22 protein-coding genes, 1 tRNA gene and 1 pseudogene are annotated in these 21,477 nt (G+C 35.3%); 16 read left to right on the top strand and 8 right to left on the bottom strand.

Translation table 11 applies throughout. The features are described 5' to 3' along the window. Window positions 1-124: 124 nt before the first annotated feature. The 3 genes from FNJ88_RS02320 to FNJ88_RS02310 all read left to right on the top strand — a co-directional run bounded on the left by FNJ88_RS02320 (window position 125) and on the right by FNJ88_RS02310 (window position 2,677). A complete protein-coding gene (locus FNJ88_RS02320) occupies window positions 125-607 on the top strand; it encodes a GNAT family N-acetyltransferase (RefSeq protein WP_143851552.1) in 483 nt (160 codons plus the stop codon). 93 nt (window positions 608-700) lie between these two features. After that, on the top strand, window positions 701-2,050 hold the full coding sequence (gene hisS / locus FNJ88_RS02315; protein ID WP_143851551.1) for a histidine--tRNA ligase: 1,350 nt from the start codon (window positions 701-703) through the stop codon (window positions 2,048-2,050). A gap of 210 nt (window positions 2,051-2,260) precedes the next feature. After that, window positions 2,261-2,677: an EamA family transporter gene (locus tag FNJ88_RS02310; protein WP_125023509.1), complete on the top strand. Its 417-nt coding sequence runs from the start codon at window positions 2,261-2,263 to the stop codon at window positions 2,675-2,677. Window positions 2,678-2,684: 7 nt separating this feature from the next. Here FNJ88_RS02310 and FNJ88_RS02305 read toward each other — a convergent pair whose 3' ends face one another. Then, window positions 2,685-2,903, bottom strand: a complete 219-nt coding sequence (locus tag FNJ88_RS02305) for a hypothetical protein (protein WP_143851550.1) — start codon at window positions 2,901-2,903, stop codon at window positions 2,685-2,687. 145 nt (window positions 2,904-3,048) lie between these two features. Between FNJ88_RS02305 and FNJ88_RS02300 the strand changes: the two genes are divergently transcribed. The 6 genes and pseudogenes from FNJ88_RS02300 (at window position 3,049) to FNJ88_RS14260 (ending at window position 9,165) form a co-directional block, all read left to right on the top strand. Further along, window positions 3,049-3,840 (top strand): class I SAM-dependent methyltransferase, encoded by a 792-nt coding sequence (locus tag FNJ88_RS02300; RefSeq protein ID WP_143851549.1) that lies wholly within the window; start codon window positions 3,049-3,051, stop codon window positions 3,838-3,840. An 82-nt stretch (window positions 3,841-3,922) separates the two neighbouring features. After that, a tRNA-Ala gene (locus FNJ88_RS02295) sits at window positions 3,923-3,996 on the top strand. A 652-nt stretch (window positions 3,997-4,648) separates the two neighbouring features. After that, window positions 4,649-7,480 (top strand): excinuclease ABC subunit UvrA, encoded by a 2,832-nt coding sequence (uvrA, locus tag FNJ88_RS02290; RefSeq protein WP_143851548.1) that lies wholly within the window; start codon window positions 4,649-4,651, stop codon window positions 7,478-7,480. Between the two features lie 82 nt (window positions 7,481-7,562). Continuing rightward, window positions 7,563-8,080, top strand: a pseudogene (locus tag FNJ88_RS14590) (DUF421 domain-containing protein). Between the two features lie 23 nt (window positions 8,081-8,103). After that, window positions 8,104-8,616, top strand: a complete 513-nt coding sequence (locus FNJ88_RS02280; protein WP_185145845.1) for a GNAT family N-acetyltransferase — start codon at window positions 8,104-8,106, stop codon at window positions 8,614-8,616. Window positions 8,617-8,682: 66 nt separating this feature from the next. Beyond that, window positions 8,683-9,165 carry a hypothetical protein gene (locus FNJ88_RS14260; RefSeq protein ID WP_185145844.1) on the top strand — a complete coding sequence of 161 codons (483 nt, stop codon included), beginning with the start codon at window positions 8,683-8,685 and terminating at the stop codon, window positions 9,163-9,165. 53 nt (window positions 9,166-9,218) lie between these two features. Here FNJ88_RS14260 and FNJ88_RS02270 read toward each other — a convergent pair whose 3' ends face one another. The 3 genes from FNJ88_RS02270 to FNJ88_RS02260 are packed head-to-tail and all read right to left on the bottom strand — an operon-like array spanning window position 9,219 to window position 10,419. Beyond that, window positions 9,219-9,467, bottom strand: coding sequence for a DUF6952 family protein (locus FNJ88_RS02270; protein WP_143851546.1), 249 nt, complete (start codon window positions 9,465-9,467; stop codon window positions 9,219-9,221). Then, the gene (locus FNJ88_RS02265; protein ID WP_143851545.1) at window positions 9,467-9,775 is read right to left on the bottom strand and encodes a thioredoxin family protein; all 309 of its coding nucleotides are present in this window, start codon (window positions 9,773-9,775) and stop codon (window positions 9,467-9,469) included. Before FNJ88_RS02265 ends, FNJ88_RS02270 begins: the two co-directional genes overlap by 1 nt. Before the next feature lie 8 nt (window positions 9,776-9,783). Further along, complete coding sequence (locus tag FNJ88_RS02260; RefSeq protein ID WP_143851544.1) at window positions 9,784-10,419, bottom strand: peroxiredoxin; 636 nt, start codon at window positions 10,417-10,419, stop codon at window positions 9,784-9,786. A 161-nt stretch (window positions 10,420-10,580) separates the two neighbouring features. Between FNJ88_RS02260 and FNJ88_RS02255 the strand changes: the two genes are divergently transcribed. The 4 genes from FNJ88_RS02255 to murA all read left to right on the top strand — a co-directional run bounded on the left by FNJ88_RS02255 (window position 10,581) and on the right by murA (window position 13,748). Continuing rightward, window positions 10,581-11,078 (top strand): heme-binding domain-containing protein, encoded by a 498-nt coding sequence (locus FNJ88_RS02255; protein ID WP_143851543.1) that lies wholly within the window; start codon window positions 10,581-10,583, stop codon window positions 11,076-11,078. Next, window positions 11,078-11,488, top strand: coding sequence for a thiol-disulfide oxidoreductase DCC family protein (locus tag FNJ88_RS02250; protein WP_143851542.1), 411 nt, complete (start codon window positions 11,078-11,080; stop codon window positions 11,486-11,488). Before FNJ88_RS02255 ends, FNJ88_RS02250 begins: the two co-directional genes overlap by 1 nt. Before the next feature lie 305 nt (window positions 11,489-11,793). Then, window positions 11,794-12,438: a DUF4290 domain-containing protein gene (locus FNJ88_RS02245; protein WP_143851541.1), complete on the top strand. Its 645-nt coding sequence runs from the start codon at window positions 11,794-11,796 to the stop codon at window positions 12,436-12,438. A 2-nt stretch (window positions 12,439-12,440) separates the two neighbouring features. Further along, on the top strand, window positions 12,441-13,748 hold the full coding sequence (gene murA / locus FNJ88_RS02240) for a UDP-N-acetylglucosamine 1-carboxyvinyltransferase (RefSeq protein ID WP_143851540.1): 1,308 nt from the start codon (window positions 12,441-12,443) through the stop codon (window positions 13,746-13,748). A gap of 65 nt (window positions 13,749-13,813) precedes the next feature. Here the strand turns inward: murA and FNJ88_RS02235 are convergent, their stop codons facing one another. Together FNJ88_RS02235 and FNJ88_RS02230 are read right to left on the bottom strand one after the other, a co-directional pair. After that, complete coding sequence (locus tag FNJ88_RS02235; protein ID WP_143851539.1) at window positions 13,814-15,739, bottom strand: DUF2207 domain-containing protein; 1,926 nt, start codon at window positions 15,737-15,739, stop codon at window positions 13,814-13,816. 3 nt (window positions 15,740-15,742) lie between these two features. Next, window positions 15,743-16,297, bottom strand: a complete 555-nt coding sequence (locus tag FNJ88_RS02230) for a LemA family protein (RefSeq protein WP_143851538.1) — start codon at window positions 16,295-16,297, stop codon at window positions 15,743-15,745. A gap of 204 nt (window positions 16,298-16,501) precedes the next feature. Between FNJ88_RS02230 and der the strand changes: the two genes are divergently transcribed. The 3 genes from der to upp are packed head-to-tail and all read left to right on the top strand — an operon-like array spanning window position 16,502 to window position 18,913. Further along, window positions 16,502-17,809, top strand: coding sequence for a ribosome biogenesis GTPase Der (gene der, locus FNJ88_RS02225; RefSeq protein WP_143851537.1), 1,308 nt, complete (start codon window positions 16,502-16,504; stop codon window positions 17,807-17,809). Between the two features lie 46 nt (window positions 17,810-17,855). After that, a complete protein-coding gene (locus tag FNJ88_RS02220; RefSeq protein WP_143851536.1) occupies window positions 17,856-18,203 on the top strand; it encodes a four helix bundle protein in 348 nt (115 codons plus the stop codon). A gap of 59 nt (window positions 18,204-18,262) precedes the next feature. Next, a complete protein-coding gene (upp, locus tag FNJ88_RS02215; RefSeq protein ID WP_143851535.1) occupies window positions 18,263-18,913 on the top strand; it encodes a uracil phosphoribosyltransferase in 651 nt (216 codons plus the stop codon). Between the two features lie 152 nt (window positions 18,914-19,065). Here the strand turns inward: upp and FNJ88_RS02210 are convergent, their stop codons facing one another. Together FNJ88_RS02210 and FNJ88_RS02205 are read right to left on the bottom strand one after the other, a co-directional pair. Continuing rightward, window positions 19,066-19,719: a ComF family protein gene (locus FNJ88_RS02210; RefSeq protein ID WP_143851534.1), complete on the bottom strand. Its 654-nt coding sequence runs from the start codon at window positions 19,717-19,719 to the stop codon at window positions 19,066-19,068. Window positions 19,720-19,926: 207 nt separating this feature from the next. After that, window positions 19,927-21,396 carry a helix-turn-helix domain-containing protein gene (locus tag FNJ88_RS02205; protein WP_143851533.1) on the bottom strand — a complete coding sequence of 490 codons (1,470 nt, stop codon included), beginning with the start codon at window positions 21,394-21,396 and terminating at the stop codon, window positions 19,927-19,929. Window positions 21,397-21,477: the final 81 nt, after the last annotated feature.

The raw sequence follows: 21,477 nt of genomic DNA, 5'->3' as shown, positions 1-21,477 counted from the left end.
AAACACCAAGTCCATATATTTTTATAAAAGTCGAAGAAGTTTTTCTTTGGCTTTTTGATCTGTAAATTGTTTATTGAAATTCTTTTTTTTGTTTTTATCTCACCGAATTTTCTATTTTTAGGGAATGGAAACTGGTATTAGAAAAATTCAAAAATCAGATAATGAATTGTTAGCAAAAATTATTCGCAGTTGCTTTCATGATTTTAAAGTTCCTACGCAAGGAACTGTTTATGAAGAGTCAGCGACAGATCATTTATACGAATTGTTTAGCGAAGAAAACTCAGCGTTGTTTGTAGCAGAAGTTGATGGTGAATTATGTGGTTGCTGTGGGATTTTCCCCACCGAAGGTTTATCAGAAAACTGTGCCGAACTCGTTAAGTTTTATATCCACAAAGATTTTCGAGGAAAAGGTTTAGGCAAAAAGTTAATGGAAGAAAGTATTGAGTTTGCAAAAATATCGGATTATGAATCCATTTATATAGAAAGTTTACCCGAGTTTTCAACAGCTGTTTCCATCTACGAAAAGCAGGGTTTTACTTACCTGAAAAAACCACTGGGCAATTCAGGACATAGCGGTTGCAACCTTTGGATGATCAAGCATCTTTAGTGATTTTAGATTAATAATTTTGTATTTTTGCAGACTTACGCAAGTATATTGCCAGTATAATTACTCACTACTTATTATTCATTACCAATAACTATGAAGCCCAGTTTAGCAAAAGGAACCAGAGATTTTTCTGCCGAAGAAGTGTACCGAAGAAAATTTATCACCAATATTTTACAGAAAAATTTTGAACTTTTTGGTTTCCAACCATTAGAAACACCGAGTTTCGAAAACCTTTCTACTTTAACCGGAAAATACGGCGAAGAAGGTGATCGGTTGATTTTTAAGATTCTAAATTCCGGTGATTATGCTTCCAAAACAAAAGACGAAGACTGGTCGGCTAAAAATTCGCAAAAACTGATTTCACAAATTTCTGAAAAGGCATTGCGCTACGACTTAACAGTTCCTTTCGCAAGATATGTTGCCATGAATCACGGACAAATGACTTTCCCTTTTAAACGTTATCAGATTCAACCGGTTTGGCGTGCTGATCGTCCGCAGAAAGGACGTTTTCGTGAGTTTTATCAGTGTGATGCCGATGTCGTTGGAAGTGTAAGTTTATGGCAGGAAGTCGAGTTGGTTCAATTATATGTAAAGTCGTTTGCGGAACTAAATGTGAAGGTGGTTCTTCATTTAAATAATAGAAAAATACTTTCTGGTTTAGCAGAATTTGCTGGAATTTCTGATCAATTAATTGACTTTACCGTTGCGCTTGACAAACTGGATAAAATTGGAAAAGAAGGAGTTGTTAAAGAACTTTTAGAAAAAAGCATCAATCAGGAATCGATCGATAAATTAGATTTTCTCTTTACGCAAAGTGAAAATGCTCTTGAGAATTTAGCACAATTAAAACAAAAATTCCAAGGAAATGAAATCGGAACGACTGGAGTAGAAGAGTTAGAGTTCGTCTTAACGAAATCTTTTGAACTCGGAATTTCCGAAGAAAGCTTAAAATTCGATATCACTTTAGCCAGAGGACTCGATTATTATACCGGCGCTATTTTCGAAGTGAAAGCCACAGATGTTGCCATGGGTTCCATTGGCGGTGGCGGTCGTTATGATAATTTAACCGAAGTTTTTGGAGTGAAAAATATTCCGGGAATTGGAGTTTCGTTTGGTCTGGACCGAATTTATTTGGTGATGGAAGAACTAGGATTATTTCCGGAGGATTCGGTGAAAACGGTGCAATATCTTTTTGCCAATTATGGAGAAAATGAATCTTTGGCCGCGATGAAAATTATCGGTCAACTTCGCGCGAAAGGAATTTCTGCAGAACTCTATCCTGAATCTGCAAAATTGAAAAAGCAGTTTACCTACGCCGAAAAGAAAGGAATTCCAAACTTGGTTTTCTATGGCGAGCAGGAAATTTCAGAAGGAAAAATTACCGTTAAGGATTTGAAAACCGGAGAACAAATTATTCAGACGACAGAAGAGTTTATAGCCTAACCATGAATTAACCTTGTCAAGGTTCAAAACCTTGACAAGGTTTAACGGTTTGATACTATCTTTGATAAGGGAAATAGAAGATTTTGCGAAGTCAAACAGCGTTGCGCGTTACAAACTACCAAATACATAATTTCACGAACTAAATTTTCGCGTTTTAATTTTTCATTGTTATTCGAACTGGATTTTTATTACAATTAACAACTCAAAAAAATGTGGTGGATTTACGCTTTACTTTCGGCTTTCTTTGCTGCACTAACCGCGATTTTTGCGAAAGTCGGCGTAGAAAATGTAAACTCGAATTTGGCGACTGCCATTAGAACAGTGGTTGTTTTGATCATGATTTGGATGATCGTTTTCTTCCGAAACGAATATAAAGCAATCGGCGAATTATCTTCCCGAAACTGGATTTTTCTAACCATCTCAGGATTCGCAACCGGACTTTCCTGGATCTTTTACTTTAAAGCATTACAAATGGGCGAAGTTTCAAAAGTTGCCGGAATCGATAAACTCAGTTTGGCTCTAACCATTATTTTTGCAGTCATATTTTTAGGCGAAACATTAACCTGGAAAACAGCCGTGGGCGCAGGTTTAATTATCGCCGGAACTTTATTTTTAATCTGGAAATAATGGAAAATTAATCTTCCCAGCCACAAAGTTCTTTATCTAACGTGTGTGATTTTTGAAGACTTACCTTGATGATTTGCGCTTTGCAATTAGACAATCCTCTGCAGTTTTTTAAATAATGGTATTTTTTGCCACCGCTGCTGTTGCAAAGATAAACATCGGTTTTTGTAACAAGAGTTCCTTGCCAATTTAATATAACCATCAAAAATAGGAGTAAAGATTTTTTCATGATAGTGAATTAAATTTCGGCGGTTTTATCAAATTTCTGCACTTTTAAGTTCTTGTGTAAAAATATAAATAATACGTCGGATTTGCGACCCAAATCGTCAACCCAAAATTTGTTTTTAAATTTCTATTTTTACATAAAACCGCTCATGGAAAACTATCTCGACATCAACCGAAAATTATGGAATGCAAAAGTAGATTCGCACCTCAAATCTGATTTCTATTTTGTAAATGAATTTATAAAAGGCCGAACTTCTTTAAACTCAATCGAACTTGATCTTTTAGGAAATATTAAAGATAAAAAAATCCTGCATTTGCAATGTCATTTCGGACAGGATTCTATTTCACTTTCCCGACTCGGCGCAAAAGTTACCGGAATCGATTTGTCAGATAAAGCCATCGAAGCCGCAAAAGATTTAGCAGCGAAATGTGGAACAGATACCGAATTTATTGTTTCAGATGTTTATGATTTACCAAATGTTCTGCATCAGAAATTCGAAATCATTTATACGACTTACGGAACAATTGGTTGGCTTCCCGATTTGCAGAAATGGGCAGAAGTAATTTCTCATTTTTTAAAACCCGGCGGCAAATTAATCTTCGTAGAATTTCATCCCGTCGTTTGGATGTACGATAATGACTTCACTTTTGTGCAATACAGTTATTTTAAAGACCAACAGATTATAGAAACCAACGAAGGAACTTACGCAGACCGAACCGCCGATGTGGCCAATGAAGAAGTCAGTTGGAATCATTCTCTGTCCGAAGTTTTGACCAGTCTGTTAGGGGAGAATTTGCAGCTGCAATCGTTTCAGGAATACAATTGGTCGCCGTATCCATGTTTCCGCCATATCGAAGAAATCGAAAAAGGAAAATATCAAATTCCTCAGTTTGGAAATAAAATACCACTTGTTTATTCTCTGGTGGCAGAGAAAAAATAAAGCCAAAATATTGCTTTTAAATCACAAAAATTTGTATCATTGCAAATCTGAAATTTACATCGTAAAATTCAGCACCCAAAATGGGGGATTAGCTCATCTGGCTAGAGCGTTTGACTGGCAGTCAAGAGGTGGTCGGTTCGATCCCGATATCCTCCACATAATAAAGATGAGTTATAGAAAATCTATAACTCATTTTCTTTTTAATAAAATCAATAGTCTTCTGGAAAAAAAATATCTAGTTTTTAAAAAAAATCATTATAAATTTTATAGAATCTTTATCATTATCTTAAATATTTACTACTCTATATTTTAATTTTAATTCATTTTTCTATCCCATTGGACAAAATAATAAGTTGATTAAAGAATTATTAAACATAAATGTAGACGAAGAGCTAAATGTTTCATTCATATTCCGAAGTTATTCTTTGCCTGCAGATACTAAGCGACCACCGCGTTACAAGAAATAATTTCGGCTTTTCAATATTTGATCGTTGATTTTATTTTGTAATTGACTTTGAAGATTTTGCACTTTTGTTATTTTTAACTATTTAGATTGCTTCGGCAATGTGTTTGATGCTGTAAATGTCCGTTGATCCTTCATTTTATTTAAGGTCTGTGAGTGTTTCTTTAATCATGTACATTCATCAAATTTATTTGAAATTAATTCTGAACAGAAGTGTCTAACAATGTTTTATATGATTAAATAGTTTCTCCATTTTTAATTGGAAGATATTTTGTCTGATAAATATCCCATAAAAAATTCCGTATTTTTGCAGAATTCCAAAAATTGAAATTTTGGAACATTACAATGAAAGACGAAAAAGAATATATTGAAGTTTACGGCGCACGTGAACATAATTTAAAAAATATCGATGTCAAGATTCCCCGCAATGAATTAGTTGTGATCACGGGACTTTCAGGCAGTGGTAAATCCTCCTTAGCGTTTGATACCATATTCGCCGAAGGACAAAGAAGATACATTGAAACGTTCTCTGCATACGCCAGACAGTTTTTGGGTGGTTTAGAAAGACCTGATGTTGATAAAATCGACGGCCTTTCACCAGTAATCGCCATCGAACAGAAAACAACTAATAAAAATCCAAGATCCACGGTTGGTACGGTGACTGAATTATATGACTTTTTGCGTTTACTTTTCGCTAGAGTTTCAGATGCCTATTCCTTAACCTCTGGACATCGACTGGTTAGTTATACCGAAGAACAGATTTTAGATGCGATCAAAAATAATTACAAGGGAGAAAAAGTGATGCTTTTAGCACCAGTTGTTCGCTCCAGAAAAGGTCATTACCATGAGCTTTTTGTCCAAATGGCCAAGAAAGGTTACGGACAGGCAAGAATTGATGGAGAGATCAAGGATATCGAATATGATTTAAAACTCGACCGGTATAAAACTCATGATATAGATATTGTAATTGATCGGTGGATCATCGGTGAAACTGCTTCCGAAGCCAGAATGGAAAAGTCGCTGAAAACAACTTTGCAAATGGGTGAAGGAGTGATCGGAATTCAGAAATTGGGATCAGAAACCATCGAATATTTTTCTAAAAATTTGATGGATGCAGATACGGGACATTCTTTGGCTTTGCCAGAACCAAATACTTTTTCATTTAACTCACCGAAAGGAAGCTGCCCTTATTGCAAAGGTTTAGGAACCGTGAAAAAAGTAAATACGGATTATTTCGTTGAAAACCCCAAATTATCAATTAATCAGGGTGGTTTACTGCCTTTGGAGGATATTAAATCCAACAAATGGGTTTTGGGACAAATTAAAAATATTTTAGAGATATATGGCCTTTCCTTAGCAACGCCGTTGAAGGATATTCCGAAAGAAGCGTTGGATTATATTTATAATGGTTGCCATAAAGAGATCAATAAAGATCTAAAACATGCAGGAATCAATAAGAAAATTAAAGTCAATTTTGATGGACTTATTGTGTTGATTAATGAAGTGATAGAAGATAAAGAAAGCTATGAGGCAACTTTATTAGAAAGACATTTTACAACCGAAGAAACTTGTCCCGATTGTAAAGGAACAAGATTACAGGAGTCCAGTTTAAGTTTTAAAATTGACGGCAAGAATATTGCGGAAATCAATGCATTGTCTTTGCTCGATTTAAAAGACTGGCTGATTCAGGTTGAAGATAAATTTAGCAAGAATAATAAAATAATCGCTCACGAGATACTTAAAGAAATCAAAACAAGATTACAGTTTCTGTTGGATGTGGGTTTAGATTATCTGAGTTTAAGTCGTAGTTCAAGAACACTTTCTGGAGGAGAATCTCAGCGGATCCGACTGGCCACCCAAATTGGTTCTCAATTGGTCAATGTTCTTTATATTTTAGATGAACCTTCCATTGGTCTGCATCAAAGAGATAATGAAAGATTAATCACCTCTTTAAAAAACCTTCGGGATATCGGTAATTCTGTTATTGTCGTAGAACATGACAAAGACATGATCATGGAAGCTGATGAGGTTTTGGATATCGGTCCGCGTGCCGGAAAATTTGGTGGCGAGATCTTATGGCAGGGAAAACCAAAAGATTTGTTGAAAGCAGATACCATAACCGCAGATTATATGACTGGGAAAAGAAAAATTGAAGTTCCAGAAGTTCGGAGGGAAGGAAATGGTAAATCTTTAGTTTTAAAAGGTGCGACGGGAAATAATTTAAAGAATGTAAACCTTGAAATTCCATTAGGAAAGCTGGTTGTGGTGACTGGAATTTCGGGAAGTGGCAAGTCTTCTTTGATTAGTGGAACCTTATATCCGATTTTGAATCAGCATTTTTATAGAGCTGTAAAAGAGCCTTTACCTTATAAAAAAATTGAAGGAATCGACAATATTGATAAAATTGTTGATGTTGATCAAACGCCAATCGGAAGAACACCACGCTCAAATCCAGCAACATATACAGGAATGTTTACCGACATTCGGAACTTATTTGCAGAACTGCCAGAATCGAAAATTCGAGGTTATAAAGCTGGTAGATTTTCATTTAATGTAAAAGGCGGACGATGTGAAACTTGTCAGGGTGGTGGCTTGAAAGTGATTGAAATGAATTTCTTGCCGGATGTTTATGTGCATTGTGAAACCTGTAACGGAAAACGTTTTAACCGCGAAACTTTAGAAGTTCGCTATAAAGGGAAGTCAATTTCAGATGTTTTACAAATGACAATAGACGAAGCTACAGATTTCTTTCAGCCGATTCCAAAGATCTATGCCAAAGTAAAAACGATGCAGGATGTTGGTTTAGGATACATCACGATTGGCCAACAGTCGACTACCTTAAGTGGTGGAGAAGCGCAGCGGATTAAATTAGCTACAGAATTATCTAAAAGACAAACAGGAAATACATTATATATTCTTGATGAGCCAACCACTGGTTTGCATTTTGAAGATGTAAAAGTGTTAATGGATGCAATCAATAAATTAGTCGATTTAGGAAACTCATTTATTATTATTGAGCATAATCTAGATGTGATAAAATTGGCAGATCATATCATTGACGTTGGTCCAGAAGGTGGTTATCGTGGTGGAGAGATTATCGCAAAAGGAACACCCGAAGAAGTTGCCAGATCGAAAAAATCGTTAACTGCTAAATTCTTAAAAAGAGAATTGAAATAGTCGTATTTTTTTAGAAATCAAAAACCGAATGTGATGTTCGGTTTTTTTATTTTCTTTACTTTGTATTATAAAATTAAAAACAATGGATCCTTTCCTCGATGTTGCTTTAAGAAGTCTTGCGGTCTATCTTTTTATGTTTGCTGCAATTAGAATATTTGGAAAGAACCAGTTGTCGCAGCTAAATGCAGGTGATATTGTATTGCTTTTGCTGATTTCCAACGCAGTCCAAAATGCGATGGTTGGTTCCAATGTAAGTTTAGAAGGTGGTTTAGTTGCTGTCTTAGTTTTGTTTACCGCAAATTTTATCGTAAAAAAGTTATTTTTAAAAATCCTAAATTAAAGAGCTTGGTTGGATCTGATCCTGAAATTTTAATTAAAGATGGAGTAATCGATAATGTAAAAATGAAGCAGCAACAGGTCAGCTTTGATGAACTGGAAGAAGCAGTTCGGGAACACGGCGTTGAAAAGATGGAGCAAGTCCGGTTAGCGGTACTGGAGGTTGATGGAAATATTAGTATTGTTTCGATGGATAAAGAAAGTAACTCAACAAGTTTTACGCGTCATCGTCGCAAGTTTCCAAGAAAAAGTCATAAATATTAATAAAAAATTTAATTTAAAACATAATGAATTACGAAATCCGACCAATGCAACCTGAAGATGGTGAAAAAGTTTTAGAGATATTTCAACAGGGAATAAACGGCGGGAATGCCACTTTTGATAAAGTGTCACCAACTTGGGAAGCGTGGGATACCAAACATTTTAATGTTTGCCGTTTCGTCTTGGAAGATGAAAATAATGAAGTTGTTGGTTGGTGTGCATTACAACCCATTAGCAATCGTGATTGTTTCAAAGGGGTAGCAGAAGTCAGTATCTATCTGGATGGATCTGTGCAAGGAAAAGGATTGGGAACGGTTCTTATGGAAAAGCTGATTTTGGATAGTGAGGAACATGAATTTTGGACTTTGCAGGCAGGAATTTTTCCAGAGAATGAGATAAGTACCAGAATACACAAAAAACACGGATTTAGAATTGTTGGAACTCGTGAAAAAATTGGAGAAATGGAAGGTGTTTGGCGGGATATTATCTTATTAGAGCGCCGAAGTAAAATCGTTGGTCTTTCTGATAATAAAATGTAGAAGTAATACTCCGTCTAAAAGTTGGCATTAATATTGGAAATCATTTTAATATTTAACAGATCTCCAATGAAGAATTTATTCAAAATATTAATAAGTACTGGTTTAGTGGTTCTGGTTACAGCTTGTGGCGCTGTTCAGGATCCGTACAGAAACAACGATCAAAATAGAAACGGAAATGTTTACCGAGCAAATGATGGCGTAGTCTATAGACGCGGTGAAGTGTACCGCGACCGAAATGGGAACGTTTACCAAAATGGTAGAGTTATTAAAACCGGTGATGTATATGGAAATCCAGGTATTTTAACAGGAAACCGGAATGGGGATATTTATTACCCAAGGAATAACAGACGTAACCTTCCACCTGGACAAGGCAAAAAAGTTTATGGGGGAAAAGCGACTGATTATGCGAAAGGACAACAGAAGAAACAAAATAATCAATGGAAGAAATATGATCACGATCGTGATGATCACAGAGATCGAAATCATAAAGAATATAAAAAGTATAATAAAAACAGCAATAAAAAGTATAAAAATCGCGATGACGATTAAAAGCAAAAAAGCGGGAGTTTTAATTCCCGCTTTTTCTTGTTTTGTATTTCGACTTATTTATCGATAGAACCTAAAACCTTTTTTGCAAAAGAGTTTAAGGCATCTTTTTCAGCCATTCCGTTCGCCACATTTGCGTGAACCTCCAGCGCACCGCAAATATTGGTGATTAACTCACCGGCAACATTCATATCTTCTTCGGTTGTCCCTCGGAATTCTGTAAATGCTTCCAAGACTTCTAAAGTTTTTTCTAAATTTTCCACGGTTTGCGTTTGATAAAACTGTCTGATTACAGGTAATTTCATTAGTTAAGTTCTTTAAAAAGATTGATAAGACTTTCTGCTTGATTAGATTGTACTTGATTAACCAATTCGCCATTTTTGAAAATTGCAAACGTAGGTAAATTATCCACTTTTGCAAGTTTTCTACTTTCTGGTAATTTTTCTGCATCCACGTATAGAAATGGTATTTCTTCGTTTTCGGCAGCCAGTTTTTTAAACTTTGGCTTCATAATTCTACAGTTTCCACACCAGGTTGCTCCATACTGTACAACTACTTTTTCATTGTCTGCAACTATTTGTTGCAGCGTATCTTCTCCTAATTCTTTATACATATGAAGAATTATTTCTGGTTAGATAAATATTCTGCAGTAGAAACTCTGTTTGCATGCATAGCTTCTTTACCTTCTTCCCAGTTTGCAGGACAAACTTCACCATGTTTCTGAACGTGAGCGTAAGCATCGATCAATCTTAAAAATTCTTTCACGTTTCTTCCTAGAGGCATATCATTTACCGCTTCGTGGAATACTTTCCCCGTTTCATCGATTAAATAAGTAGCTCTGTACGTGACATTAGAACCAGTGAAAGATTCATTTCCTTCCTCATCATAATCATAATCCTGATCAACAATTCCCAGCATATTTGCCAATTGTCTGTGGGTATCAGCTAAAATTGGATAAGTAACCCCTTCAATTCCTCCGTTGTCTTTTGGGGTGTTCAGCCATGCAAAGTGAACCTCATTAGTATCACAAGATGCACCGATTACTTTTGTATTTCTTTTTTCGAATTCACCTAAAGCTTCTTGAAAAGCGTGAAGTTCTGTTGGGCAAACAAAAGTAAAATCTTTTGGATACCAGAAAAGTAGAACTTTTTGTTGGTTCTTAGTTGTTTCTTCAAAAATGTTGATTTTTAAATCATCACCCATTTCTGACATTGCATCAATCGCAACATTTGGGAATTTTTTTCCTACTACTGACATATTATATTATTTTAAATTATTACTTATTCGAATTTGAACACTGCAAAAGTACAAAGGTTTCGTCAATGAAAAAATTATTTTCGATTTATATTATCTATAACAACCAATCATACTTCAAAATTAAAATTAAAGTTATAATTTCACAAAACAAAATTTGTAGTATGAAAAAGTTACTGATAATTATCATTGTCGCGTTTATATTGATTCAATTCTTCCCAATTGACAAGAATAATCCTGTCGCGACACCGCAGCTCGATTTTTTGAAAATCAAAAATACACCTCAAAGCACCGCAGCTATTATTAGAAATTCTTGTTACGATTGCCACAGTAATGAGTCAATATATCCTTGGTATTCAAATGTACAGCCTTTCGGTTGGTTTTTAGAAAATCATATTAATGAAGGAAGAAAAGAATTGAATTTTTCTACGTTTGCTACCTACGATAAGAAAAGACAGGCGCATAAATTGGATGAAGCGGTAGAAATGATTGAAAAAGGGAAAATGCCAATGGATTCTTATGTGATCGCACATTCGGAAGCAAAATTAACTGAAGCCCAAAAAGATGAAGTTATTAGATATTTCAAGATGGTAGCGCAGGATATCCGAATTATGAATAATATACCTGCTGAAGTTCAAAACTTTAATTTTAAAACTAAATAATGACTACGACAGATCCTTCCAAATATTACGTTTTCTACGATGGCGAATGTGGTTTCTGCAACTTTTGGGTCCATTGGATCTTGAAAAGAGATAGCAAGAATAATTTTTTGTTCGCATCATTACAGTCTGACTTTGGACAGGAGTTCTTAATTGAGAGAAATCTCGAACTCAAGGAACTGAGCACACTTTATCTTTGGAAACCAAAGGAATATTACTTGCAAAAATCTCATGCGGTTTTTAAAATTGCGGAGGTCATTGGAGGGAAATACAGACTGTTATCGTTTTTACGTCATTTCCCTATAGTGCTTACCGATTTTTTCTATAATAGAGTAGCTGCAAATAGAAAGAAATTAGCTACTGGAGCGTGCGAAATACCAACACCTGAAGAACGTAAAAAATTTGTTGACTAACGAATCTCGCTCAGGGAGAATTGTACTTCTCTAAAGTTTTCACTTATTGACCACCTTTGATCGTTGCGCAATCTGCGTGAGGGTGTAGTCAGAAATCCTTTTTTTTGGAATCTTATTTTTAATGATGGTTTTCCTAAAAAAAGATTGATTCAATATTTTATTTGTTTTATTTGTACATCGAAACTAGTTCCCCGTTTTGAAAATGCAGACCGACCCGAGCGGTTGGTATGCTGGGGAAAGGGCCACGCCCAAAAAATTATCACGGTCCAAACTTTATACATCAACAAATTCATATATTTGCAATTATGGAATACAATACACAGAAAACCTTACTTCAAATGCCAGAATATGGTCGTATTATTCAGCAGCTTGTTGAACGATGTAAGGAAATTGAAGATAAAGACGATAGAAATGAAATGGCCGTTGCAATAGTGGATTTTATGGGACAAAGAAATCCACAACTTCGTGACGAAGAAAATTATAGACATAAACTTTGGGACCATCTTTTTATTTTGGCCAAGTACGATTTAGACGTAGATTCTCCGTTTCATATCCCCACCGAAGAAGAAATGCAGGTGAAACCAAAAAAAATGGATTATCCTGTACTACAGGGTGAATTCAAATTTTATGGCAAAAGTATTTTGCAGTTGATTGACAAAGCGATCGAACTGGAAAGCGGTGATGAGAAAGATGCCTTGATTCAGGTGATTGCCAATAACATGAAGAAGTCTTATAATGTTTACAACAAAGAACATGTACAGGATGAGGTTATTTTCCGCCATTTGAAAGATTTATCTAAAAATAGATTAGACCTTACCATTTTGGATTCTTTGGAGAAAAGTAAAATTTATTACGCAACCAATCGCTCCAACAAGTCAAATCCGAGGCAGAATAATCCAAAAAATCAAAATAACAGAAAGAATTTTCAAAATAATAAAAATCGCAAGTAGCAATGAGCGGAAGTTTTCAAATTAGAGGTGGGAAAAAGTTGCATGGAGAGATTACGCCGCAAGGTGCTAAAAATGAAGCGCTTCAGATTTTATGTGCGGTCTTATTGACCGATGAAGAAGTTCGTGTTAAGAACATTCCTGATATTCATGATGTCAACAGGTTAATAGAGATCTTAGGTGATTTTGGCGTTAATATCACCAAAAATGGTCATGGAGACTACACTTTTCAAGCAGACTCTGTTAATTTTGACTATATAAAATCCGAAGATTTCAAGCAAGATGGAGCAAGACTTAGAGGATCTGTCATGTTACTCGGTCCAATGCTCGCAAGATACGGAGAAGCTTATATGCCGACTCCTGGTGGTGACAAAATCGGGAGACGTAGACTAGATACGCACTTTCAGGGATTGGTGGAATTGGGAGCGGAGTTTCATTATGACGAGAAAGAATTTTTTTATTCTTTGAAAGCAAAAGAGCTTAACGGTAAATTTATTTTATTGGAAGAAGCCTCGGTAACGGGAACTGCAAACATTGTGATGGCAGCAGTTTTGGCAAAAGGAAAAACAAGTATTTATAATGCTGCATGTGAACCTTATTTGCAGCAATTATGTAAAATGCTCAATAGAATGGGTGCTAATATTTCTGGTATTGGTTCTAATTTATTGACGATAGAAGGTGTTACCAAATTGAAAGGAACAGAGCATACAATGCTTCCAGATATGGTAGAAATTGGTTCCTGGATCGGTCTGGCAGCAATGACCAAGTCAGAGATTACTATTAAGAATGTCAACTGGAATGAGTTGGGTGTGATTCCCAATACCTTCAGAAAATTAGGTATTCAGTTGGAAAAAAGAGGAGATGATATTTATGTTCCTGCTCAGGAAAATTATAAAATTCAGAAATTTATAGATGGTTCCATTTTAACGGTTTCTGATGCGCCCTGGCCTGGTTTTACGCCCGACTTACTATCTATCATTTTAGTAGTTGCCACTCAGGCGAAGGGAACTGTTTTGATCCATCAAAAGATGTTTGAATCAAGATTGTTTTTTGTAGATAAATTAATTGATATGGGCGCTCAGATTATTTTGTGTGATCCGCATAGAGCCACGGTTGTTGGATTGAATCACGAATATCCATTGCGTGGAACTACAATGATCTCGCCAGATATCCGAGCTGGAAACGCCCTCTTAATTGCGGCACTGTCTGCCGAAGGGACTTCCACTATTCATAATATTGAACAAATTGATCGCGGTTATGAAAATATCGATGGAAGATTAAAGGCTATTGGTGCTGATATCGTAAGAATTTAACTTTGATATTTTTCACCCTAAAACAAAAAACGTTCTGAATAATTTCAGAACGTTTTTTGCTTACTTTACCAACCGCCGACGCCACCGCCACCGCCGCCACCGCCAGAGAATCCACCGCCACCAGATCCACTTCCGGAACTAGATGGTTGGGTAGAAGAACTCGCAATCGATTGTGACAATGATGAGTTTAAGGTATTCGCAAAATTCATATTCATTATTGAGGCACCTACAAACCATTTAGATTGATAACTCTGGTTTTGCATCGCGGAATTTTTCAATATGTTTTGAAATTTTTCACCCCAAATTTTATCAACGCCCAAAACCATTGCAAAAGGCAGCATTTTTTCAAAAACTGCAGGTGTCATTTCAGGTGGATTGTGAAACTGTAGAGTTTTCTCTTCCGCGGTGCCCAAATACATTTTAAACCCGTCTATCAGTGATTTTGTTTCTAACTTTTCGGGGGTTGGTTGTTTGATCAAATACTGAAAAAGCACCATTAAGATAAATCCAAAAATTAGAAAAGCATAACTCGCGTAAAATCCAATGTTATCCAATCTGCGTGTATCTGCAACGATTATCGTTGCCAGAAGGGCAATCATACCTATTGCTACAAAACCAAAGAGAATTCTCATCACCTTATACCGTTCAAAAGACACTGCCAAAACAATTCCGACGAATAATGAAATCCCGCCAAAAATTAATCCTGCTGCTAAATGGACGTCGCTAAAAGTGAGGTTATAGCTTAAATACAAACCTAATCCGTAAAGAATAAAAATGGAGATAATTGGTAAAATAATTTTACTCGTATTGTTGCCTTTTTTTAAGAACTCATCATATTGAAATTTTAAACTGGCTGTAAAATCAGAAACTGCATATTCAATTTTCGAATTGTATTTCCCATCAAATGCGATGGTGTTTGATGACCCAGAGAAAAACTTATTCATTAAGTTGATTTCTTCTTTAGGCAAGGTTTGATCGGGTTCTTTTAATTTTTCTAAGGTGTATTCTTTACCACCAAAGATTCCCAATACTCTTTTATCGTCTTCAATTATTTTTATAAATCCTTTGACCGCTAAATTAATGATCGCGGCAGTAATCATTTCACCTGCATAATATTCTTTTTCCAAATAACCAATTGCCGCTGGAGATAGACCTTGAGGAGAATTGAATTGTGGATAAGCCACAGGTTTTTGCGGATCAATTCCATACTTCTGCCAGCTATTGTAAAAGTAAAAACAGAGGCCTAAAGCAGATAAAAATAAGGCGATTAATACCCCATATTTTTCCAACATCGTCGGTGGAGGTGGTGGCGTAAATATTCCTTTTTTGAATCCCACGGCTACACTCAAACCTTCGTTTTCTGCAAGATTTTTTGCAGACCATGAAATTGAATGAGAATTGACTTGTTTGCTTACGCAATTAGATTCATTCGTGCCATAAGTTCCGGTATAGCAAGATTGCTGAAGGATTTCTGCATTATCTGGTAAATTAACTAGCGCCGAAACTTCATCTACTTTGAAATTTCCTAAATTCCCGTTGACATTCCAAAAGAACTCATCATAATTTTCGAAAAAACTAATTTGATCTTTTGTTTGGTATTGGAGTTCGTATTCATAAACACCAGGTTCTAGAAGTACGTCTTTTTTGCCAAAGTAAATAATCATATCAGAACTGCCGTTTTCCGTATGATAGCCTTCCTTTTTACCGTCTCGCTGAACGGAAATTATATCATATCTTATTCTAATATTTTTCCCATTAATATTTCGCCAAAGCGGTAAAGATCGCATGATTCCACGACGTATTTCATTACCGTCTGCATATACTTTTATCTTTTCTGTAATGGTAACTTCGGCATCTTTAGAAATGTCGACATCAGAATGAAACGAAAGGATATGTTCATAATTATTCTGGTTTTCAGAACTTGCCTCAATATCTTGTGCAGCTCCAAAACCAAAAATTAGCAGGAAGAGAAGTAGAATAAAACGTTTCATTTTTTAGAATTTTATAGAAGGTACAGCACGTTCAGCTATATTATCCAATTCAAAGAAAGTAGATTTAACAAATTTGAACATGTTCGCGATAATATTGCTTGGGAAAGTTTCTACAAGAATATTGTTTTCTCTAACCGTTCCATTGTAATATCTTCTAGATTTTTCAATATCACTTTCCAAGGCAGATAGTTCACCTTGCAATTGTAAGAAATTGGTATTGGCTTTTAAATCTGGATATTGTTCTGCAACAGCATTCAAATTCATCATCGCTTGATTTAAATTCTTTTCTGCAAATTCTTTTTCCTGTACCGTATTTGCACTCATTGCAGCAGTTCTAGCTCTAGTTACGCTTTCGAAAGTTGAACTCTCATGGGTCGCATAACCTTTTACCGTTTCTACCAGGTTGGGAATTAGATCATGTCTTTTTTTCAGCATAACATCGATGCTTGACCATGCTTCTTGCACCATAGTTCTCAGTTTTACCAATCGATTGTAGATTGAAATACCATAAAAGAAAAAAAGAAGAACAATGCCAAGAATTATTAAAGGAATCATCATAATTTTAAGTTTTAGTTATTGAAGTGTTGTTTTGAGTTATATAAGTTTGGATTAATCGCTTGTATTCAGAGATCAAATCAATTCGGAAGATACAAATAATTGAAGTAATAAACGATGCGTCAAAAAAAAGCTATCTTTGCAAAAATTTTTGGGCTCGAAAAGTTCGAGTAACCCATTAATAATGTCATTATTAAACAAAATTTTATGTCGAATATCGTCGCCATAGTTGGACGTCCGAATGTAGGAAAGTCCACTCTTTTTAACCGCTTTCTTGAAAGAAGAGAAGCTATCGTAGATTCCACAGCCGGAGTTACCAGAGACCGTCATTACGGAAAATCTGACTGGAACGGAGTGGAGTTCACCGTTATTGATACTGGAGGTTATGAAGTAGATACTGAAGATGCCTTCCAGGGAGAAATTATCAAACAGGTCGAATTAGCCGTTGATGAAGCAACTTCGATCATCTTCATGCTGAATGTTGCTGAAGGTTTAACAGATACGGATATCGAAATTCATGAAATGCTACGCCGTTCCAACAAGCAGGTGTACATCGTGGTTAACAAAGCAGATTCTGCCAGAGAAGAATTAGCTGCAACCGAATTTTATCAGCTGGGAATTTCGAAATATTACACCATGTCTTCTGCAACAGGTTCCGGAACCGGAGAGTTGTTAGATGATCTCGTAAAAGATTTCCCGACGACCGAATACAAAGATCCTTTTGAAGGTTTACCTAAAATTACGATTGCAGGAAGACCAAATGTTGGAAAATCTACTTTAACCAACGCACTTTTAGACAAAGAGCAAAATATTGTAACGGATGTTGCGGGTACAACCCGTGATTCTATCCAAACTTTATACAATAAATTCGGACATGAGTTTGTTTTGGTTGATACGGCCGGAATGCGTCGTAAAGCGAAAGTAAAAGAAGATCTTGAATTTTATTCAGTGATGCGATCTGTGCGTTCTATTGAGTATTCTGATATCGTGATTATTATGGTTGATGCCACTTTAGGTTGGGAATCTCAGGATATGAATATTTTCGGACTGGCTCAGAAAAACAGAAAAGGAATCGTGATCGTTGTCAATAAATGGGATTTGGTAGAAAAAGAAACCAATACAACCCGGGATTTTGAAGCCGCAATTAAAGAAAAAATTGGTCAGTTTACGGATATTCCTATTCTTTTTGTATCTGCTTTAACAAAACAGAGAATTCTGAAAACCGTTGAAGTGGCAATGGAGGTTTATGCCAACAGAGCGAAGAAGATTAAAACTTCTAAACTGAATGAAATTATGCTTCCTATTTTTGAAAAAACGCCGCCACCAGCATTGAAAGGGAAATACGTAAAAATTAAATATTGCGTACAACTTCCAACGCCAAGTCCGCAGTTCGTATTTTTCTGCAACTTACCTCAATATGTAAAAGAAGCCTATAAAAGATTTACTGAAAATCAACTTCGAAAAGAGTTCGGATTTACCGGAGTCCCTATCGAAATTTATTTTAGACAAAAATAAGTTGATTTGATGATGTGTCGATTTCTTAATTTGCTGATTTAATCAAATGGAAAAAAGAAATGAGATTTTAGAATTGAGTATTCAGTTTGCCTTAGATATTATTGAATTTACTGAAATTCTTGAGAGTAAGAGGAAATTTGTAATTGCTAATCAATTATTGAAATCCGGAACATCTGTAGGTGCAAATGTTTTCGAATCCCAGAGTGCAGAAAGTAGAGCAGATTTTATTCACAAATTGAAAATCGCAGATAAAGAAGCGAAGGAATCTGAGTATTGGCTTTTGCTTTGTGAGAAATCACGGAGTTATCCTTCTAATGAAGACTTAAAATTGAAATTACTTAGTATTCAAAAACTATTGTCTAAAATTATATCGACTTCAAAAATAAATAAATAAGATAGAAGGTATTATTTATATCGTCACATCATCACATCAAAAATCATCACATCAATATTATGATTACCGTTTTATCAGATAGCTTTTCTCTTGTCAATACCTGGATCAATGAACTTCGAAATGTCGATATTCAAAGCGACCGATTACGATTCCGTCGCAATATGGAACGCATCGGCGAGATCGCTGCATTTGAAATCAGCAAAGGTTTAGCAACTGAAGAAGTTGAAATCACTACACCTTTAGATCAGATTAAAGTTACAGAAGTTTCGGTTCAACCGGTTATCACTACGATTTTAAGAGCTGGAGTTCCTTTATTTCAGGGTATTTTAAATTATCTTGATAAAGCAGATTGTGGTTTTGTAGCAGCTTATCGAAAACACGATGCGAACGATTATTTTTCAATCAAACAAGATTATTTGACTTGTCCAAGCATTGATGGAAGACCTTTAATCGTAGCAGATCCAATGTTGGCAACGGGTGCGAGTTTAATTGAAGCAATCAAAGATTTATTAAACCACGGAACTCCGACGCAACTTCATGTCGTTGCAGCAATTGCTTCTCAGCAAGGAGTTGACACGATTCAAAAAGCTTATCCTCAAGCAAAAATTTGGGTGGGCGTAATTGATGAAAAATTGACTTCAAAAGGGTATATCACACCAGGTTTAGGTGATGCTGGAGATTTATCTTACGGCGAAAAATTACAGAGATAATAATCTTCGATTTTATATTTCATTTAAAAAAAATCCGTGCAGATCTGTGAAATCTGTGTGCTGAATAATGCACACGGATCTCCCAGATTTACACAGATAATAATATATTCTTTAAAAGTCCCTCTCTATTGGAAAGGGATGTACGGTGAGGATTAATCCATCGCCATTACCAAAATACTCACCTTATTATTTCCCGCTTTCAAAATTTGCCAGGCTACAGCGCTCATTGTGTTTCCAGTCGTGAAAACATCATCAATCAATAAAATATGCTGATTTGAAATGCTTTTGGTGATTGAAAAAAGATTCTCTTTAAAAACTCTTTGCTCCCGATTTTTTTGCGCTTGTGCTTTTTTGTAGAAATTGCGTTTAATCAAAGTATGATCGCACTTTATTTTTATTTGTTCTGAAACAGTATCAGCAAAGAGATGCAACTGATTATATCCTCGTTCTTTCTGTTTTTTGGAATGAAGTGGAACGGTTACTAAAAGATCGGGTTTCGCATGATTAAAATCTAAATTGTCTAAAGTCCACTTTGCGACTATTTTTCCAATTTTCTGGCGTCCACCATATTTTAGTTGATGAATTATTTTCTGACTTGTACTATCTTCTTCAAACTGCATTAAAGCAAAAGTATTTTCAACTGGAAAAAGTAAACGGCATTTTTCAGTCAAAAGATTGTTTTCGGCATAGTGATGATGAGTAAAATGAATTTGATCAAAACACAATTCACAAACCACTTCATCGTGATGAATAATGCGGTTGCATTCCAAACAGCGGTTGGGGAAAAGTAAATCGAGTAAGAGCATTTATCATTTGTTTAATGAAAGTTACGATTTAGTTTTTATAAAACCACAAAGTCACAAAAGTCTTTATTAGTGAAAATTAAAGATATTTTCAAGCAATCATTTCGAAAAACCACAGAAAATCTCTAGATTTCCACTTTGTGAACTTGCATTAATTAGCCATCTTATGTGACTTTGGGGTTAATAGAAATTTGTGGTGTTTAAAGTATTCTAAAGTATTTCTTTTCGAATCATCTGAATCGATTTTTTCATATTCTCATTAAAGATTTCCTTTTCTAATCTTAAAGGTGGAGCTTGCCGAACTTCACAATCTGGAATGCTGCAAAATTCACAAGTCACGCCAACATTCACTGTTTTGATCTGGTCACTTTTGGCAAATTTAATTTTCTTTAAAGAATTTGAATTCAGTAAAATTCCTAAACAATAACTTCTATTCGTTCCATCGGAAAACGGATTTCTCTGAGAGGTTGAAATCACCAAATAAGTTAGGCCACTATCTTTATAATGAGAGATTTGCGCGTCGGTAACTTTTTCGTTTCCTTTTAAATTAGTCAGGTTTTTTACCGCAATCCATCGTCTGCAATAATGCTCGTTCGTTGCGTTTGCGTGTGGCGCTTGTTGCTGATTTAGGTGTAATTCTTTTAAGATCTGAATTTTATCTGAGTTTTTCTTTTTGGTGAAACAGAGATAGAACAGATCTTTGATGCCTAATTCCTGTGGTAAAACATTCGTTAACCGATAATAGAAAGTTTCTGGAGAGTTGGTGAATTCTTCAATTAAATTTTCAAAAAGTTCTGGATTCCATTCAGGGTTTTGGAAAAAATCACTCAATTGATTGGTTAGGATCTCTTTGCGAATCAACAAACATCCAGCGAAATAAGAAGCATAATAGTTATTCAACAATTCCTCAAAACTGGTAAAATCCAGCCAGGAATAAGTGTTTGGACGAGGATTTAAATTTAGAATATTGAAGCCGATTTCTTTCGCAAGAATAAAAGTTTTCTGGTCTTCATCTAAAAGTTCATTGAGTAAAAGCAGTTTCTTTTCAGGAATATAAAGCGACCGTAATTTTCCTGAGGCGCCATATTGTTCAAGATCCAATGACTTTATTTCATATTCAAATTGATTTTTCAAAATGAGTTCAAATTCTGCAGAATGAGGCTTGAGCGACAAATTGTTTTCGAGAATATAATTGGTTGCTTTCTCTTCAATTTCTGGAAAATAATTATCATGTAATTCTTGAAAGCTTCTAATCACGGCGAAGTAAAAACGCTCTTTACTTAAATTATAATTCTTCGAAATTTCAATTAAAGTATTGATAAAAGCCGTTACTTTTTTCGGAGCATCACTGATAATACTGATGAGGTTGTTCTTGTTAATTCCAAAAAGATCAAGTGGAATTTCTTTGAAAAAATCAGATTGTAAAATCTCGGTAATCGGTGCTAGATTTTTATCCAGTTTTGTGGAAACTAAATCATCGTAACTGCAATTCAATGCTTCTGCGAGTTGAGCGATTTTATCATGTTTTGGGTATTTCTTTCCGTTTTCAATTTCGTTCAAATAAGATTTAGAAACTCCTGTCGCATTGGCAAGATCCTGCAATGAAAAACTTTTCCTCTGTCGGAACTGCTTCATTTTCAATCCGAAAACCGTTTTTATAAAATCACTGTCGCTTGTCATTAATCAAAATTAATTTATAATATTTCTAAATAGGATGTAGAATCCGATGGATACAAAGGTAAATAAAAATAAGCGATTGTT

This window comes from Chryseobacterium sp. SNU WT5 (assembly GCF_007362475.1).
In the GTDB taxonomy this organism is placed as follows: Bacteria; Bacteroidota; Bacteroidia; order Flavobacteriales; family Weeksellaceae; genus Kaistella.
The sequence above is the reverse complement of the archived record's forward strand: the minus strand, read 5'-3'. Positions and strand labels throughout refer to the sequence as shown.